The 16,759-nt window shown below is 72.8% G+C and carries 12 protein-coding genes; 6 read left to right on the top strand and 6 right to left on the bottom strand.

Annotated features, from left to right (window positions below; all coding sequences use genetic code 11):
• Positions 1-264: 264 nt before the first annotated feature.
• From O5O46_RS33075 to O5O46_RS33065, 3 genes are all read left to right on the top strand, one after another.
• Positions 265-3,489 (top strand): amidohydrolase family protein, encoded by a 3,225-nt coding sequence (locus O5O46_RS33075; RefSeq protein ID WP_269859354.1) that lies wholly within the window; start codon positions 265-267, stop codon positions 3,487-3,489.
• Between the two features lie 152 nt (positions 3,490-3,641).
• Complete coding sequence (locus O5O46_RS33070) at positions 3,642-4,112, top strand: helix-turn-helix domain-containing protein (RefSeq protein ID WP_269859353.1); 471 nt, start codon at positions 3,642-3,644, stop codon at positions 4,110-4,112.
• A gap of 557 nt (positions 4,113-4,669) precedes the next feature.
• On the top strand, positions 4,670-5,788 hold the full coding sequence (locus O5O46_RS33065; RefSeq protein ID WP_269859352.1) for a PP2C family protein-serine/threonine phosphatase: 1,119 nt from the start codon (positions 4,670-4,672) through the stop codon (positions 5,786-5,788).
• Here the strand turns inward: O5O46_RS33065 and O5O46_RS33060 are convergent.
• From O5O46_RS33060 to O5O46_RS33050, 3 genes are read right to left on the bottom strand one after another with little or no spacing between them, the layout of a single operon-like run.
• A complete protein-coding gene (locus O5O46_RS33060) occupies positions 5,777-5,980 on the bottom strand; it encodes a hypothetical protein (RefSeq protein WP_269859351.1) in 204 nt (67 codons plus the stop codon). The genes O5O46_RS33065 and O5O46_RS33060 overlap by 12 nt on opposite strands.
• A gap of 59 nt (positions 5,981-6,039) precedes the next feature.
• Positions 6,040-7,665 (bottom strand): FAD-dependent monooxygenase, encoded by a 1,626-nt coding sequence (locus O5O46_RS33055; RefSeq protein ID WP_269859350.1) that lies wholly within the window; start codon positions 7,663-7,665, stop codon positions 6,040-6,042.
• Positions 7,666-7,695: 30 nt separating this feature from the next.
• Positions 7,696-8,352 (bottom strand): TetR/AcrR family transcriptional regulator, encoded by a 657-nt coding sequence (locus tag O5O46_RS33050; RefSeq protein WP_269859349.1) that lies wholly within the window; start codon positions 8,350-8,352, stop codon positions 7,696-7,698.
• Between the two features lie 90 nt (positions 8,353-8,442).
• Here O5O46_RS33050 and O5O46_RS33045 point away from each other — a divergent pair, with 90 nt between their 5' ends.
• The 3 genes from O5O46_RS33045 to O5O46_RS33035 are packed head-to-tail and all read left to right on the top strand — an operon-like array spanning position 8,443 to position 11,541.
• Positions 8,443-9,669 carry an MFS transporter gene (locus O5O46_RS33045; RefSeq protein WP_269859348.1) on the top strand — a complete coding sequence of 409 codons (1,227 nt, stop codon included), beginning with the start codon at positions 8,443-8,445 and terminating at the stop codon, positions 9,667-9,669.
• The gene (locus O5O46_RS33040) at positions 9,666-10,466 is read left to right on the top strand and encodes a thioesterase family protein (protein WP_269859347.1); all 801 of its coding nucleotides are present in this window, start codon (positions 9,666-9,668) and stop codon (positions 10,464-10,466) included. Before O5O46_RS33045 ends, O5O46_RS33040 begins: the two co-directional genes overlap by 4 nt.
• A 1-nt stretch (position 10,467) precedes the next feature.
• Positions 10,468-11,541: a sugar ABC transporter permease gene (locus O5O46_RS33035; RefSeq protein WP_269859346.1), complete on the top strand. Its 1,074-nt coding sequence runs from the start codon at positions 10,468-10,470 to the stop codon at positions 11,539-11,541.
• A 15-nt stretch (positions 11,542-11,556) separates the two neighbouring features.
• On the opposite strand, the gene O5O46_RS33030 is transcribed toward O5O46_RS33035, so the two are convergent.
• From O5O46_RS33030 to O5O46_RS33020, 3 genes are read right to left on the bottom strand one after another with little or no spacing between them, the layout of a single operon-like run.
• The gene (locus O5O46_RS33030) at positions 11,557-12,774 is read right to left on the bottom strand and encodes an acyl-CoA dehydrogenase family protein (protein WP_269859345.1); all 1,218 of its coding nucleotides are present in this window, start codon (positions 12,772-12,774) and stop codon (positions 11,557-11,559) included.
• Entirely contained in the window at positions 12,761-14,425 is a 1,665-nt protein-coding gene (locus O5O46_RS33025; protein ID WP_269859344.1) for a class I adenylate-forming enzyme family protein, read from the bottom strand. The genes O5O46_RS33030 and O5O46_RS33025 overlap by 14 nt, the downstream gene beginning before the upstream one ends.
• Positions 14,422-16,344 (bottom strand): CaiB/BaiF CoA-transferase family protein, encoded by a 1,923-nt coding sequence (locus O5O46_RS33020; protein ID WP_269859343.1) that lies wholly within the window; start codon positions 16,342-16,344, stop codon positions 14,422-14,424. Before O5O46_RS33020 ends, O5O46_RS33025 begins: the two co-directional genes overlap by 4 nt.
• Positions 16,345-16,759 lie beyond the last annotated feature (415 nt).

Here is a 16,759-nt window from a genome sequence, read left to right as displayed (position 1 = left end):
TGGGATCAGTGGCCTGTGTCCGTGCAGACGCCTCACCGAACGAGGTGCCTCTTGCAACTTCGTTTGAAGTCTAGCCTCTTTCTTGCATATCCGCGCAACTACTTGACCGAACCTTGACTCCGGGCAGTCGGTGTGTCTAGTCACAAGGCTCCGGTTCGCCCGTGGTGACCAGCGGGAACTCAGTGCCGACGGCCCCCCTGGCTGTGCCACGATCAGCAGCGCGAGACGTCGAACCCCTCTCAACTTCCAAGCCAGGGAGCCCTCTTGGACACCGTTCAGGACCCCTTCGACACAACCGGTTCCGCGCTCTCCCGGCGCGGTTTCTTACACGCGGCGGCCGGAGCCGCGGCCGCCGGGGCCGTACTCGGCCTTCCGGGTGAAGCCCTCGCCGACCAGGACCCGGCCGGCGCCGCCACCGGGCGCGTCACGCTGTCCTTCACCTCGGGCACCAACGGATCGGCCACCCTCTCCCCCACCGGTGACCGGCTGGTCGCCGAAGTGCAGAACGTGCTGTGGTCGCTGCCGCCCACGGGCGGCCACGCGGTGCCGATCAGCACGCCGGACCTGGAGCCGACCCGCCCGGCCTTCTCCCCCGACGGCAAGCTGCTGGCCGTGTGCGCCTACCGGGGCGGCGGCTTCCACATCTGGACGCTGCGCCCGGACGGCTCGGAGCTCAAGCAGCGCACCGACGGCCCCTGGGACGACCGCGGTCCGTCCTGGTCGCCGGACGGCACCCGGATCGCCTTCGCCTCCGAACGCGGCGGCGACCCGGTGGCGGGCAGCCCCTACCGGATCTGGCTGCTCGACGTGGCGACCGGGCGGCTGACCCGGATCACCGGCCTGCCCGGCCAGCAGGGGCCCCTGCAGGACGGCCCCTGGGAGGACTTCGACCCGGCCTGGTCACCGGACGGCCGCGAGGTGCGGTTCGTGCGCGCCCGGCCGGTGGCCTCCGGCACGCCCGGCGGCACCGCGCTGGACGCCCGTACCATCGCCTCGGTCCCGGCCGACGGTTCCGGTCCGGTCACGGTCACCCACACCGATCCGACGCCCGGCGTCCAGCTGATGGTCCCGGCCGTCTCGCCCGGCGGGCGGCTCGCCTATCTGCGCACCACCGCCGCGCCCGCCGCCTCCTGCACGCTGGTGGTGGACGGCACGCCGGTACGCGTCGACGGGGACGTGGCGCCCGCACCGCCGCGCTGGACGTCCGATGACGAGTTGCTGGTCAACGTGGACGGCCAGTTCCGGCTGCTGCGCCCGCAGCGGCCCGGTGACGCCCGGCGGATCCCGTTCGCCGGCACGCTGCCGGTGGACCTGCCGCGCTACCGCGTGAAGAAGTACGACCTGGACGGCACCGGCGTGCGCCCGGTGCGCGGGGTGCATCTGCCCGCGCTGTCCCCCGACGGACGGCAGGTGGCCTTCGCGGCGCTCAACTCGCTGTGGCTGTGCGGAACTTCGGGCGCCAAACCGCGCCGGATCGTCAGCGCTGACCCCACCCGCTATGTGCTCGGCCCGGTCTGGTCGCGGGACGGGCGGTCACTGCTGTACGCGGACGACCGGGACGGGCTGTACGCGGTGCGCCGCCATGACCTCGCCTCGGGAACGGAAACGGTTCTGGCCTCGGGCGGACGGGTGTACCCGGCGCTGTCACCGGACGGCAACCGGCTGGCCTGTGTGGACATGTCCGGCAACCTGGTGGTGCGCGATCTGGCGAAGGGCACCGAGCGGGTGCTCGCGGCGCCGCTGGGCGGCGGGGGTCTGCCGGGCCGGCCGAGCTGGTCGCCGGACGGGCGGTACCTGGCGTTCTGCGACCGCAACCGGCTCAACCAGCGCTTCCGTGAGGGCTACAACCTGATCCGGGTGGTGGACACCACGGACGGCACCGCCCGGCTGCACGCCGTGGCACCGCATGTGTCCATCTCCGACCGCTACGACTCCGGCCCGGTCTGGTCCCCCGACGGCCGGTGGATGGCGGTGATCTCCGAGTCCGCGCTGTGGCTGCTGCCGGTACGTCCGGACGGCACCCCGGACGGGGCGCCACGGCAGCTCACCGACGAGCCCGCCGACCATCCCTCCTGGTCCGGGGACTCACGCACCCTGCTGTACCTGTCGTCGGGCGCGCTGCGCATGATCGACGCCGCGGGCGGCACGGCCCGTACGGTCCGCGTTCCGCTCGACTACCGGCGCCCGGCGCCCGCCGACACCGTGGTGCACGCCGGGCAGCTGTGGGACGGCACCGGCGAGCGGGTCCGGCACGACGTCGACGTGGTGGTGCGCGGCGGGCGGATCGCCGCCGTGGAGCCGCACCGCGCGGGGCGGCCCGCGCGGCGCCGGATCGACGCCTCCGCGTACACCGTCACACCCGGGCTGTGGGACTCCCACACCCATCCGTGGCAGGCGACCTACGGCGGTCGGCAGACCTCCCTGCAACTCGCCTACGGGATCACCACGGCCGTCTCGCTGGGCGGTTTCGCCTACGAGCAGGCGCGGATCCGGGACGCGGTCGCGGCGGGCGCGCTGGCCGGGCCGCGGCTGCTGGCCACCGGCGAGTTGCTGGACGGTTCACGGGTCGCGTACAGCATGGGCAGGGCACACCGCACCCGCGAGGGCCTCGCCCGATCGCTGGCCCGGGGGGCGGCGCTGGACTGGGACTTCGTCAAGACCTACGTGCGGGCGCCCGGTTGGGTGATGGAGACGGCGGCGCGCTTCGCGCACGAACGGCTCGGGGTGCGCAGCGGCGGCCACCTGTGCACACCGGGCATCCAGCTCGGACAGGACCTGACGTCCCACCTGCACGCCACGCAGCGGCTGGAGTTCGGCCACGACGTGACGGCCACCGGGCACTCCTACGAGGACCTGCTGGAGCTGTACACGGCGACGGACTTCCGGATGATCGCCACACCGTTCACCGCGGCACCGCTGGTCGGTGCCGAACCGGCGCTCGCCACCGACCCCAGGGTCACGGCGCTGATGCCGCCGTGGGACACGGCGGTGGTCCGCCAGCTCGCCGCACAACCGCCGACGGCCGACCAACTGGCCGCTCTGGAGACGGAGGTCGGCGTCTACCGCAGGGTGCTGGCGGGTGGCGGCCTGGTGGCGATGGGCACCGACTCGCCGTTGGTACCGGTGGGCCTCCATCTGCACATGGGCTTGCGCGCGCTGCACCGCTTCGGCCTGTCGGCGGCGCAGACGCTGCGCACCGCGACGGTCGTCCCCGCCCAGGTCTTCGGCGTGGAGGGCGAGTTGGGCACCGTGGAGGAGGGCAAGCTGGCTGACCTGACGGTGGTCGACGGCGATCCGTTCACCGACTTCGACTCGCTGGTGCGGACGGTGTCGGTGCTGCGCGGTGGAGTCCCGTACGAGCAGGCCGAGTTGGTGGGCTCCTTCTCCGGCCCCGGGCACACCGCACACCGCGCGTCGGTGACGGACGCGGAATGGCTGGCGGTCGGTCGGCAGTTGCGCCGTGACTGCTGTTGCGACATGGGCGTCTGAGCCCTTCCGGACAACTCCCTCACCGCCAGTTAAGTAGCCTGACCAGCCGGTTTCTGAATTGGACTGGTGCATGGCAGCGCTTACATGGCAGGATGCCAGGCGTGCAGTTAAGTGGCTTAACTGGCGGTGAGACGTTGGAAGGACGGTAGGAGATGGCAGCCGGAGGTGACACACCGCCCAAGCCCACCTGCGGGCCGCTGGCCGAACGCCTCAACTACCTGTTCGCGCACATGCACCCGCCAGGCGCCCCCTACACCAACGCCCATGTGGCTGCCGAGATCAGCAAGGGAACCGAGGAGTACGGCGGGGTCACCCTCACCGAGCAGTACCTGTCGATGCTGCGCAACGGCAAGCGGGCCAACCCCAGCCCGGACGTGCTGCGGGCGGTGGCCAAGTTCTTCGGCGTGCCCGTCGGATACCTGCTGGGCGATCTGTCCGCCTCGCAGACCCAGCGCGTGGAGGAGGAGGTCCGCTTCCTCGTCGCCATGCGCGACCAGCGGGTACGCGCCATCGCGCTGCGCGCGGTCGGACTTCCACCCGATGTCCAGGACTGCCTCACCACCATCATCGGCCAGTTCCGCCGCGAGATGAACCTGCCCTCCGACCCACCCCAAAGCCCCTGAACCGGCGCCGTGTCCACACGGCTCCACAGCGAGGTGGCCCCGGACGGGGGTCAGGGCCACCTGCACCGCAGGGGCGGCGCCGCGCCACCACGGCCCGGCGCCGCCCCTCGCCCCGGTGGCGGCCCCCTCGATGAGGGCCCGTGGCCTGATTTCGTTGCCAGTGGCGCGGTGAATGGCAAAGCGAACAAGATTTTGATGCATAACCACCCCTCGATGCGGTAAAAAGATCCTTGTGCCTGCCCGGTGTGCATCCCCCGTCGCACCGGGCAGGCCTTCTGCTTTCCGGGCGCGGTGACGGCGCGAGGGCAGATGGTCGCCCAACACACCGGCGCACAACGGCAGATGGCGTCCTGGGCCCCGTCTGGTGGGCCTTCCAGGGCCGTGGCCGCCGGGGATGTGGTCCCGGGGACGGGCCCGGGCCCTGGCACGGGAGCTCCCGGGGGCGGATTCGGGGGCGCGGGGGCCTTCTTCTCCGGTGGCGCTTTCGGCCAATCCTGGCGGGCGACCGCGCGGGATAATGGTTCTTGACTGCCGGGCGAGTCGGGCAGGAGGGAGCCATGGCCGGGGTCGCGGTTGCCCAGCCGCAGTTGCCGCCGGTGCGCCTGTCGCTGCAGGTGCGGGTCCTGATCGGCCTGGCGTACCTGCTGATCGCGGCCGCGATCGTGGTGGACCTGCTCACCGGCCCCGGGTCGACGTTCTCCCCGATCCTGGCGGCGCTGCCCGTGCTGGCCGCGATCAGTACCCGCAAGGCGGCGGTACCGCTGGTCGCCGGGCTGGTCGGCACGCTGGCCGTGGGCGTGCTCAGCCTGGCCAACAGCGGGGTGCCCACGGTCGTGCACGCCACGGCCGCGGCCACCGTGCTGGCGGTCACCTTCACCAGTACCGCCTCGGTGGCGCTGGTCGCCGCGCGGGAGCGGGAACTGGCCCAGGTGCGCAGTGTGGCGGCCGCCGCCCAGCAGGCGCTGCTGCGGCCGGTCCCCCGGCGCTTCGGGCCGCTGCGGGTCGCGGTGCGGTACGTGGCCGCCGCGGCGGAGGCCCGGATCGGCGGTGACCTGTACGAGGTGCTGCCCACGCCCTACGGCACGCGGTTGCTGCTCGGCGATGTGCGCGGCAAGGGGCTGTCCGCGGTGGAGGCGGCCGTGGACGTGCTGGGGGTGTTCCGGGACGCCTCGCAGACCGAGCCGGACCTCACCACCGTGGCGCGCCGCCTGGACGGGGCGCTCGCCCGGCGGCCGGGCGGCGAGGAGTTCGTGACCGCCGTACTGGTCGGCGTCCCGGACCACGGCCCGGCCACGATCGTCAACTGCGGCCATCCGCCGCCGCTGCTGCGGGACGCGTCCGGCGCCACGGTGGAGGTCCACCCACCCGCGTACGCCCCGCCGCTGGCGCTGCTGTCCCTGGTGGGCGGCGCCTACACCGCCCGGACCGTCGACTTCCGCCCGGGTGAGCTGCTGCTGCTCTACACCGACGGGGTCTCCGAGGCACGCGACGCGGCGGACCGGTTCTACCCACTGCTGGAGCGGGTCGCCGCGATGCGGGCGGACGACCCCGACGCACTGCTGGACGAACTGCTCGCCGATGTGCGGGCGTACGCGGGCGGCTCGCTCAACGACGACGCGGCGGTGCTGGCGTTCCGCCGTGACACGTCGGCCGGGGCGAGGCGGTCACTGCTGTGACGGCGGCGGCCAGAGGTCGCCGCCCTCCCACACCACCTGGTCGGGATCGTCGAGGTCCAGCCCCCACTCCTTGGCCAGCACCTCGAGTTCCTCCCTGGTGTGCACCTGCCGGTAGCTCTCGTTGGGGAACATGACCAGCCGGTACGGGCTGTGCCCGTCCCACGCGTACACCACATACGGATACCGGCTCATGCCCCCAGCCTGACGCCATCGCGCGGCGCCCGCCACGCGAGGACCCGGCGGTGACGCCACTACCGCACCTCGCCGACAAGGCGGCGCAGGTCCTTCCCCAGGACCCCGGCGAAGTCCGCGGGGACCGACGGATAGCGGGCCGCGACATGCCCGTCCGGGCGGATCAGCACCGCGCCGTCCTTGGCGATGCCGTACAGCTGCGTCCAGTCGGTGCCCGGCTCGGCCGAGGCGACCTGGTGGACCCGTACCGGCGGGCGGTCCGGCACGGCGGACGCGGTGTCGCCGACGAGCAGGGTGAACCAGGGGCCGTACAGGTCGGCGACCGGCACCCGGGCGCCGGAGGCGAGTTCCAGTACGGTGTGCGGCGCCCGGTGCCCCGGCCGCCCGCAGGGGACGTACGAGCCGAACGGGTCGTCGTTGGACGGCGGCGGGCTGCCGTCCGGCAGCACCGCGGTGGAGTCGTAGTGGTAGCCGAAGACGAGCCCCTGGTCGTTGCGGCGCTCCAGCATCCGCCCGTACCAGTGGCCCCAACGGCCCATGCCCGCCTGGTCGTCGGGCGGGGCGCCGGACGGGCGGGCGGCCCGCATCGTCTCCCGGTCCTCGGCGATGGTCCACGCCGCGACCGCCCGCCGCTCGACCTCGTAGGACCGCACGAGCGCGGGGCCGCCCCAGCCCAGTACCGCACCGGCGAGCTTCCAGGCCGCGTTGCAGGCGTCCTGCACCCCGAGGTTCAGTCCGATCCCGCTGAACGGGGTGACGACGTGCGCCGCGTCGCCGACCAGCACCAACCGGCCCTCGCCGAACCGTTCGGCGAGCCGGCTCACCCCGGTCCAGCGCTGCCGGTCGACCACGCTCACCGGCGGGCCGCCGGGGCCGAGGACGCGCCGTACCGCGTCCGCGCACCGGTCGGTGTCGTCGGTCGCGGGGCGGTAGGGGCCGTCGAGTATCTGGTTGAACAACCAGCGGCGTGCGCCGTCGCCGGGCATCAGGTAGCCGTGCACCTCTCCGCTGTCCAGGAAGTAGATGGCACTGCGCCGGTCGGCGAGCAGCGGGTCGAGGTCCGCCTCGAAAAGGATGTTGAGGTTATGTGAGGTCTCTTCCGGCTCGCTCATCCGGATCCCCACCGCCTCGCGCGCCACACTGTGCGCACCGTCGGCGGCCACGCAGTAGGCCGCCCGGCAGACGCGCCCGGGCCGGGCGCCGCGCGCCCGGTAGCCGACCTCCACCCGGTCAGCGCGCGGCTCGACGGAGGTCACCTCGGTGCCGGTGAGCAGGGTGACGGCGGGCGTGCCGCGCACGGCGGTCCGCAGGACGGGCTCCAGCCGGTCCTGGGTGCAGATCGCGGGTGCCACCGCGCTGGCCTCGGTCAGCCGGGAGGACCTGGACCGGGCCAACCGCCGGAAGTCCGGGTCGGTCAGCGAGCGGCCGAAGTAGTAGTGGCGGCCGGTGACTTCGACCGGCAGTGCAGCCGCCCGCACCCGCCGCTCAAGACCGAGCGAGCGCAGCGCCTCCATGGTGGGCGCGGTCAGCGCCCTGGCCCTGGGCAGCGGCGAGGGCTCGGTCCGCCGCTCAAGGACCGTGCTGCGCACCCCCCACCGGGCCAGCAGCAGCGCCGTGACCAGGCCGACCGGCCCGCCACCGACGATCACCACCTGTGTGTCCAGGCCCTCGTCCGACACCGTCATGCCCCCAACTCCTCGCGCTGGTCGATTGCGTTACCGGTCGCCGCCCGCGGATCGCCCCTCGCCGACGAGGTGGCCGCGCAGGCTGTCGAACACCCACTGCTCCCACTCGCGCGGGGTCCAGCCGCGTTCGTGTACCAGCAGGTGGTAGAGCTCGGGACCGAGCAGCCCGTAGCAGATGTCCACGGCCCGGTCCCGTGCCATGCCGTCCGGCAGCGCGCCCTTCTTGGCCAGCGCGTCCACGAAGTGCCCCTGGACGACGATCCGTTGGTGCTGGTTGGTCTGCCACAGCTCCGTCGCGTCACCGCTGACCACCGCGGCGTTGCGCAGCACCTCGAGCAGGCCGCCCACCCGCTCGTAGATCTCCCGGGCGCCCCGCGCCTGCAACCGCAACTGCTCCACCGGATCGGGGGCGTCCAGCGCCTCGGCCACCCAGGGGCGTTCCAGGGTGGGCACCGGGTCGTCGTCACCGGCGACATGCCGGTCGATGAGCTCCTTGAGGATCTTCTGCTTGTTGCCGAACGAGAAGTACATCGTCTGTACGGCCACCCCGGCCTCGCGGGCGATGGACTCGATGGTCGTCGCCCCGTAGCCGTTCTCGACGAACAGGCGCATGGCCGCGTCCAGCATCCGCGCCCTGGTCAGCTCGGCCCGTGCGCGCCGTCCGTCGGTCTTCTTCGCCGTCGCCATCACTACCTACTTACTATAGTGTGTATCTAGAGTTCTACTACATTGAAATTCACTCCATTATTGGCATCCAGGCAATGGGGGACGCAAGCGATGGCCACCGAATCGGTTGAAAAGAACACCACCAACGCGGCGGCACCCGCCGCCGACCGTCCCGGCAGCTCACCCAGGACCCTGCTCCCACTGCTCACCAGCGGCATGGCGCTGTCCATGCTGGTGCTGTACGCGATCGGCTCACTGGGGCCGTTCATCATCGACGATCTGCACATATCCAAGTCCCAGTTGGGACTGCTCACCGCCGTCGCGTTCGGCACCGCCACCGTGCTGTCGCTGTACGCGGGCCATCTCACCGATGTCATCGGGGGCCGCCGGGCACTGGTCGCGCTACTGGCGCTGATCGCCGTGGACTTCGGTCTGCTGGCCGCCACCCGTACGTACTGGTTCCTGCTCGGCACGCTGGTGCTGGCCGGAGTGCCGCAGGCCCTCGCCAACCCCTCGACCAACAAGCTGATAGCCACCCATCTGCCCGCCGAGCGCAGGGCGGCCGCGGTGGGCGTCAAGCAGTCCGGTGTACAGCTCGGCGCCTTCGTGGCCGGGCTGCTGCTTCCCACGCTGGCCAGGGCGCTGTCCTGGCGCGGGGCGCTCGCGCTGGTCGCACCGGTCGCCGTGGTGGCTGCGGTGCTGGCCGCTGTGCTGCCCCGGGACGCCGCCACCGGCCAGGCCAGGCGGCTGACGCTGCCCGGGATGCCGAACACCGCGACCCACTGGCTGATGGCCTACTCGCTGTGCATCGGCAGCGGTCTGGCCGCGCTCAACACCTATCTGCCGCTCTACGCCCACCAGCATCTGGGCATGGGTGACCAGGCCGCGGGCGCGCTGATCGCGGCGCTGGGTGTCTCCGGGATCTTCGCGCGCATACTGTGGGCGCGCTTCAGCGACCGACTGGCCAATCTCTCCGCCTCGTTGATCGTGCTGGCGATCGCCGCGGTGTGCTTCGCGGTGCTGGTGCCCAGCGCGTCGAGCGCCCACTGGCTGATCTGGATCGGCGCCATAGGGCTGGGCGGTTCCGCGGTGGCGGCGAACGCGGTCTCCATGGTGGCCGTCGTCAAGGGCCGCGGCTTCGGCAGCACCGGCCACGCCTCCGCGCTGGTGTCCATGGGCTTCTTCGCCGGATTCGTGGTCGGCCCGCTGTCGTTCGGCTTCCTGGTCGACACCAGGGGCGGCTATCCGGTGGGCTGGACGCTGGTCGCCGCGGTGTTCGCCGTCGCGGCGCTGTGCGCGACGGGCGGTCGGCGCTCGGCCGCCAAGGCGGGCGCATGACGTCCGCGGTGACCGCCGGGTCCACCGTGGAGTCGGCCGACGGCGGCCCGCTGTTCGTGCCGCGCGGCGTCGAGTTCGTACCCGCCCCGCACGCCACCGGACCGTGGGACGCCGGACGGCTGCACGGCGCGGCGGTCGCGCTGCTGGTCACTCAGTACGCCCGGCGCGGGATCGACGCCCGGCGCGCCCTGGCCCGGCTCACCGTCGACTTCCTGCGTCCGGTTCCGGCCGAACCGCTGCGGGTGGCGGTCTCCCCGCTCCGCACCGGCCGCAGCTTCGACGTGGTGGACGCCCTGGTCACCGCCGACGGAACAGCGGTGGCACGCGGCAGCCTTGTGTACCTGCGGGCCACCCGGCGGCCGACGCTGCCGGACGGGCCGCCGGACGATCCCCCGCCACCGCCGCACACCGGGGTACGGCTGCGCGATACGGGTGGGACGGTCTCGTTCAACCGGGACGCCGTTGAGCTGCGCCTGGTTGACGACGCCTCGGACACCGCGTGGGTACGCCTGTGCTGCCCGGTGCTCCCGGACGCAGCCGTGCTGCCCGAGCAACTGGCCGTGGCCGCGGCCGAGTTCTGCTACGGAACCGGGTCGACCCTGCCGCCGGACCTGTACAGCTGCGTCAACGTCGATCTGAGCGTACATCTGCACCGTCCGCCGACCGGGCGGTGGATCGCGCTACGGGCCGTCACCCGGACCGGCCCGACCGGCGGCGGCGCCGCGCACGCCGCGCTGCTGGACGGGGCGGGGCGGATCGGGAGCGCGGTGCAGACCCTGCTGGTGTCGGAGGCCTGAAGTGAAGTCATCCGCCGACGAGTTCGACCCGGACGCGTCACTGTCCGCTATGCTCGACCGGGTGCGTGCCACCGCACAGGAGGTGGGCGACCGCTACCCCTTGTACGCCGACCCCGGCAGCGGGGCGTGGACCACCACCCGGCGCGGTTCCTGGACCGCGGGCTACTGGACGGGCCTGCTCTGGCTGGCCGCCCGGCACAGCGGTGACCCGGAGGACCGTGACCGGGCGGTCGCCTGGACCGCCCGGCTGCGCGAGCGGACCGCCGACGACACCGTCACCCGGGCCATGACCTTCTGGTACGGCGCCGTGTCCGGCCATCTGCTGTGCGGCGACGAGACCGCGCTGGCCGTGGCGTTGGACGGCGCGGCGGCGCTCGCCACCGCCTACGACGACCGGCTGGGCCTCATCCCGTTGGGCACCGCGTTCGGGCAGGGCGACCGCGGCCTGTCGACCACCGCCATCGACTCGGTGGCGGCGGTGACCGCGCTGCTCTGCTGGGCGGGCCGTACCGCGGACCGCCCGCGCTGGCTGGAGATCGCCCACGCCAACGCCGTCCGCCACCTGGAGCTGTGCCTCGCCGCGGACGGCGCCGTACGGGCCACCGTGGCCCTCGGCGGGGAGCCGGAGGGGACGCATCCGCCGGGCGGTTGGTCCCGCGGTCAGGCATGGGGCATGCTCGCCTTCGCCACGGCGGCCCGTGAGCTGCGGACCGCCGGGTTCGCCGATGCCGCGCGGCAGGCGGCCCGGTACTGGGCCAACTGCACGGCGGCGTCCGTCCCTTCGTGGAGCTTCACCGAGCAGCACGGCCCCCGGGACACCTCGGCCGGTGCCATCGCCGCCGTCGCACTGCTGGCACTGGACGACGCGGACTCCGCGCGGCAGCTGGTGTCGGCGCTGGTCAAGGGCCATTTGACCGGCGTCCACGGGAGATCGGCGGACCACCGCCCGGCCGGGATGCTGCTCGACGGCTGCTACGACATGGCGAGCGGCACCGCGACCGGCCATGAGCTGATCTGGGGCGACCACTTCCTGGCGTCGGCCCTCGCGCAGTTGGCGGGAGGCGCCGGGGGCTAGGCCCCCGGCACCCGCTCACACCGCGCTGAAGTCGTAACCCCCGCCCTGCTCATAGCGTTTGAGGATGCGCTTCGCGACCATGTGCGTGTGCAGCTCGTCCGCCCCGTCGTAGATCCGGGTCGCCCGGGCCCAGCGGAACATCTCCGCCAGCGGAGTGCTGTCCGACAGACCCTCGGCGCCGTGGATCTGCACCGCCCGGTCGAGCACCTGGTACAGCGCGTTGGAGGCGAGCACCTTGGCGGTCGCCACCTCGATGTACACGTCCTGGCCCGCGTCCAGCATGGCCGCCGCCCTCAGCACCTGCGAACGGGCCGACCGGATGGCGGTGTACGAGTCGAAGACGTGCTGCTGAAGCAGCTGCTTGGTGGCCAACAGGCCGCCGAACGCCTCCCGTTGGTGCAGGCGGTTGCACATCAGGTCGAAGGCCCGCTGCGCCTGGCCCAGCCAGCGCATCGCGCGCAGCGTGCGCCCCAGTGAGAGCCGCTCACCGGAGACCGGGAAGCCCTCGCCCCGGCCGCCGATCATCTGGCGCGTCGTCGCCCGTACCCCGTCGAACGCCACCTCGCAGTGGCCGTCCTCCGCGCCGAGCACGGTGAGCGGCCGTACGACGCTGAACCCCTCGCTGGGCAGCGGCACCAGGAACATGGTGAACGCCTTGGCGTGCGGCACGCCCAACGGCTCGGTCCGGCACATCACGGTGATGAAGTCGGCGTCCCTGGCCCGGCAGAACCACTTGTGCCCGTCGATCACCCAACCGCCGCCGTCCGGACGGGCCCGGGTGATCATCAGGCTGGGGTCCGAGCCGGAGCGCCCGGGCTCGGTCATGCCGAAGCACGGCGTCAACCGGCCCTGCACCAGCGGTTCCAGGAAGCGCTCGCGGACCTCGGCGCCCCCGTACCGCTGGAGCATCAGCGCGTCCAGCAGGCTGTCCGACCCGAGCGCCACGGGACCGTACGCGGAGCGCCCCTCGATCTCGCTGATGCACAGGTACTCGGCGAGCCGCAACCCGTGGCCGCCCAGCTCGCGCGGGTGCGGCAGCGCCCACAGGCCGTTGGCCTTGGCCTTGTCCTGTAGCGCCGTCAGGGTGGCGCGGGCGCCCGGCCCTCCGGCCGCGAGTTCCGGCTCGGCCGGGATGACCTCCTCGTCCAGGAACTCCCGTACCTGGTCGCGGAGTGTGCGCAACTCGCCGGATCCTTCGAACGGTTCGGCCAAGGTGCGGTCAGGGGCGGACATCGGAGGACTCCTTCCGCGCCTCAAGGGTGGCGCGCAGCGCGTGTTTGTCGACCTTGCCGGCCGGGCTGACCGGGAACTCCGGTAGCTCGTGGAGGACTTCGGGGAGCTTGGCCCGCTCAAGGCCCCTCTCCTCGAACAGATAGCGGCGCAGCTCGGCCAGGTCGGGGGCGGCGCTGCCGGGGGTCGCGACGATCCAGACGCAGACCCGCTCGCCCAGCCGCTCGTCGGGGACGCCCAGGCACACCGCGGACCTGACCGCGGGATGGGTGGTGACCAGGCCCTCCACCTCGGCGGGGCTGATGTTCAGCCCGGCCCGGATGATGATCTCCTTCTTGCGGCCGGTGATGCGCAGCCGTCCGGTCGGGTCGATACGGCCGAGGTCGCCGGTGGTGACCCAGCCGCCCTCGCGGCGGTAACGGGCGTCGAGTTCCGGGGCGTTGACGTAGCAGTGCGGGCTCATCGGGCCGCGCGACCAGATCTCGCCCTCGGCGCCGGGCGGCAGGTCGGTGCCGTCGTCGGCGACGATGCGGATGCTGGCCACCCTGGGGTCGGGGCGGCCCGCGGTCGTCTGCACGGTCTCCAGCGTGTCCTCGATCTGGGTGTGGCAGTTGACCCCGTCCGCCGACCCGTACAGGTTGACGAAGGCGCAGCCGAACCGCTCCGTGCAGGCCGCCACCGTCGCCGGGTCCACACCGGCGCCGCCGCAGATCAGGCCGACGAGCGAGGAGGTGTCGACCGGGTCGGCGGCGCCGGGGGCCAGTCGTGGATCGGCGAGCATCATCTGGAACATCGTCGGCACGCCGAGGATGTGCGTGGGGCGGTGGCGGCCGATCAGCGTGACCGCCCGCTCCGCGTCGAAGCGGGCCATCACCAGCAGCGTTCCGCCGAGGTACGACAGGGTGACGGCCGTTCCGGTGGAGCCGAACGACGAGGCGAGCGGCACCAGGAACATGTTGCGCATCGGCCGCTCGCCGCGGTGCAGCGAGCGCAGGAACTCACCGCGCCCGCCGCACAGGGCGTTGTGCGAGTAGGCGACCATCTTGGGCTCGGCCTCCGAGCCCGAGGAGAGCAGAATCCGCCCGATGGTGTCCGGGTCCGGCTCCGCCACCTTGTCCAGGGGTTCCGGCAGGTGGGCCAGGATCGCGTCGAGACATCGCTGGCCGGGCAGCGCGTCACCGTGTACGAACACCTCGCGCAGTGCCGGGAGTTCGGGCCGCAGTTCCTGGACGAGCCGCGCGTAGTCGGTCTCGCCGACCTGGCGGGTGATCACCACGGCGGCGGCCCCGGAGCGGCGCAGCAGTGCCAGGGTGTCCTGCCGCCGCCTGCCGATCGGATAGGGCAGGCAGATCGCGCCGAGCGCGGCCACCGCCAGGTCCAGCGCGCACGCCAGCCGGCCGTTGGGCAGGTTGACCGCGACCACCTCACCGGCCGTGATCCCGGCGTCGGCGAGTGAGCGCGCCAGTCCCAAGGACAGCGGCAGCAGTTCGCCGTAGGTGGTGGTGCCCTCGTCGTCGATGACGGCCGGGAAGTCCGGCTGCCGTTCGGCGTGCTCCCGGAACTGGGTGAACATCGGCCTGCCCGGGTAGCGGCCCTCGGCGGTCCACTGGGCGCGGACCTCGCGCGGCACCAGGTCGTGGAAGTGGATGGTCATGCGCCGAACCTCCAGGGGGAGTTGACGAAGGTGCACGCTTCACGGGTCAGCGCGGGGGCGGTCGCGGGCGCGGTGTCCAGCCCGTCGAGGTCGGTGGCCACCACGGCGGCGGACACCCTGGCGGTGGCGAACCGGGCCACCCACTCGGCGGCCGGACGGTCCGCCAGCCGGTCCGCGATCCGCCGCCGCAGCACGTCCTGCGGCGCGGCCGGGTCCAGGCCGAGTTCCCGGCACAGCCGGCCGACGGCCGTAGTGGAGCCCGCCGATACCGCCAGCCAGCCGTCGGCGGTGCGGTACGGCCCCTCGACCTCGGGCAGTCCCGCGGTGCCGCAGCCGGGGGCGTGGCGCCGCTGCGGGCGCTCCAGCGCCTGGTACTGGAGCACGGTGGAGGCGGACAGCAGCGAGCTGTCCATCCGCCGACCGCGCCCGGTGCGTTCCCTGGCCACCAGCGCGGCCAGCAGCCCTTCGGCCGCCACCAGGCCGCCGAGCACATCGAGCAGGGTCATCAGGGACGGTCGTGGACGGTCGCCGTCCGCCATCAGATCGGCCAGGCCGGAGTGCGCCTGTGCCATGAAGTCGGTGCCCAGTGGCGGCCGTTCACCGAGCGCGTCGCCCCACCCGGAGGCGTAGCCGTACACCAGCCGCGGGTTGAGCGCGGCAAGCTCCGGTGCGTCGAGTTGGAACTCGGCCGCCTTGCCGGGTGCCCAGTTGTGCAGGAACACATCGGCGTCCCGGGCGAGTTCGCGCACGGTGTTCCGCCCGGCCGGGGTCTTCAGGTCGGCGGTCACCGCCTCCTTGGTGCGGTTGAGCGCGAGGAAGCGGGCGGAGCAGTCCTCGACCATCGGCGGCATCCCGCGCAGCGGATCGCCGCCCGGGGGTTCGACACGGACGACCCGGGCACCGAGCAGGCCCAGCATGTGCGCGGCCAGCGGCGCCTGGACCCGGCGCCCGGCCTCGATCACGGTCAGCCCGTCCAGCGGCCTTTCGGGTCCCGGCACGGTGGCGGACGGCCTGGGGCGGGACGCGTCACCGTACGGGCGGAACCGCCAGGGCGGTGGGACCCTTCCGTACCGCAGCGCGTCACGGTCGGTGCGGCGCTCGGCCATGGTGCGGATCCGGCAGACGCTCATCCGGTGGGCCTCGGCGACGGCCAGGATCCGGGCGAACTCCACAGCCGCCACGGCCTGGTGGAGTGACGGCGGCAGTGGGGAGAGCGCCTTGGGATAGCGGAGCATGAACGCCGGCCAGCCGGAGGAGATGTCCTTGGCGGGCGCGCCCAGCGCGGTCCAGAAGTCCCGCCACGGGGCCGCGTCCAGCGCCTCGATCTCGAACCAGACACCGTCCCGGCTACGGAACGGCGGCCCCGGCCTGCCCTCGACAGCCGGGAGGTGTTCGGTCTCCGGGGCGGTTCCGGCGGCCAGGTACTGCGAGATGGTCAGCAGCGCGGCGTGCGCCACGCTGGTGCCCACGGTGCTGATCCGGGCGCCGCGTTCCCGGGCCACCAGCGCGGCGAGTACGCCCTGTACCGCGATGACTCCGGCGCAGGTCGAGGCGTACTCCACGGGTATTCGGCGCGGTGTGCCCCGGTTGCGTCCGTGCACCGCCATCAGTCCGGTGGCCGCCTGAACGGTGGTCTCGTCGGCCAGCGGGGTGCCACCGGGGCACGCCCAGTCGATCCGGCAGTCCAGCAGCGGCTGTTCGGCGGGGCCTGCGGAGCGGTACAGGGTGACCAGGTCGCCCTCCGCCGGGGTGTACGTCCCGGTGTGGGCGGCACCGGGGGTGGCCCCGAGGTCGACCAGGTGGCGCAGCGCCACCCGGCCTGCGGTGCCGTGACCGGTGCCGTGGGCTGTCAGTCCGGCCAGCGGGGCGTCGGGGTGGCCCCCGGCGCCGTCGGCGCATCGGGGGCCTGGCAGGGACATGGCGGTGGGACACCCCGTTCCGGGCGCGGCGGAAATCGGCCCGGTACGGTCTGTGATATTGCGCACAACGAACTCCTGGTAACTGCGGGTCTTTTGGGAATCGGCACACGAAGGCCACCGGCCCGGCGCGTGCGGCAGCCGGTCCGGCGAGTGACAGCGAAAAGGTCGAGCGATTTCGGCGGGCGGCACGCAGGGCGCGGCCCCTATTCGTCAACACCCCCGTAATGTCAAGCGGCGCAGGGCCGTTGGGGCCGCTCGTACCGAGCGGCGGCCCAAAGGCGGGTCAGGCGTGCCACAGCTATTTCCACGCCAGGTACCGCGCCTTTCTTCGAAGACGCAACGGAAAGCCTGGGAAGAACGGCCGGTTCCGGCCATCGACTTGGAGGTTCCGGCGGCCCAAACGGAATTCGATCGT

Origin of the sequence: Streptomyces sp. RPT161, from assembly GCF_027533845.1 — a bacterium.
Taxonomy (GTDB): Bacteria; Actinomycetota; Actinomycetes; order Streptomycetales; family Streptomycetaceae; genus Streptantibioticus_A; species Streptantibioticus_A silvisoli_A.
The sequence above is the reverse complement of the archived record's forward strand: the minus strand, read 5'-3'. Positions and strand labels throughout refer to the sequence as shown.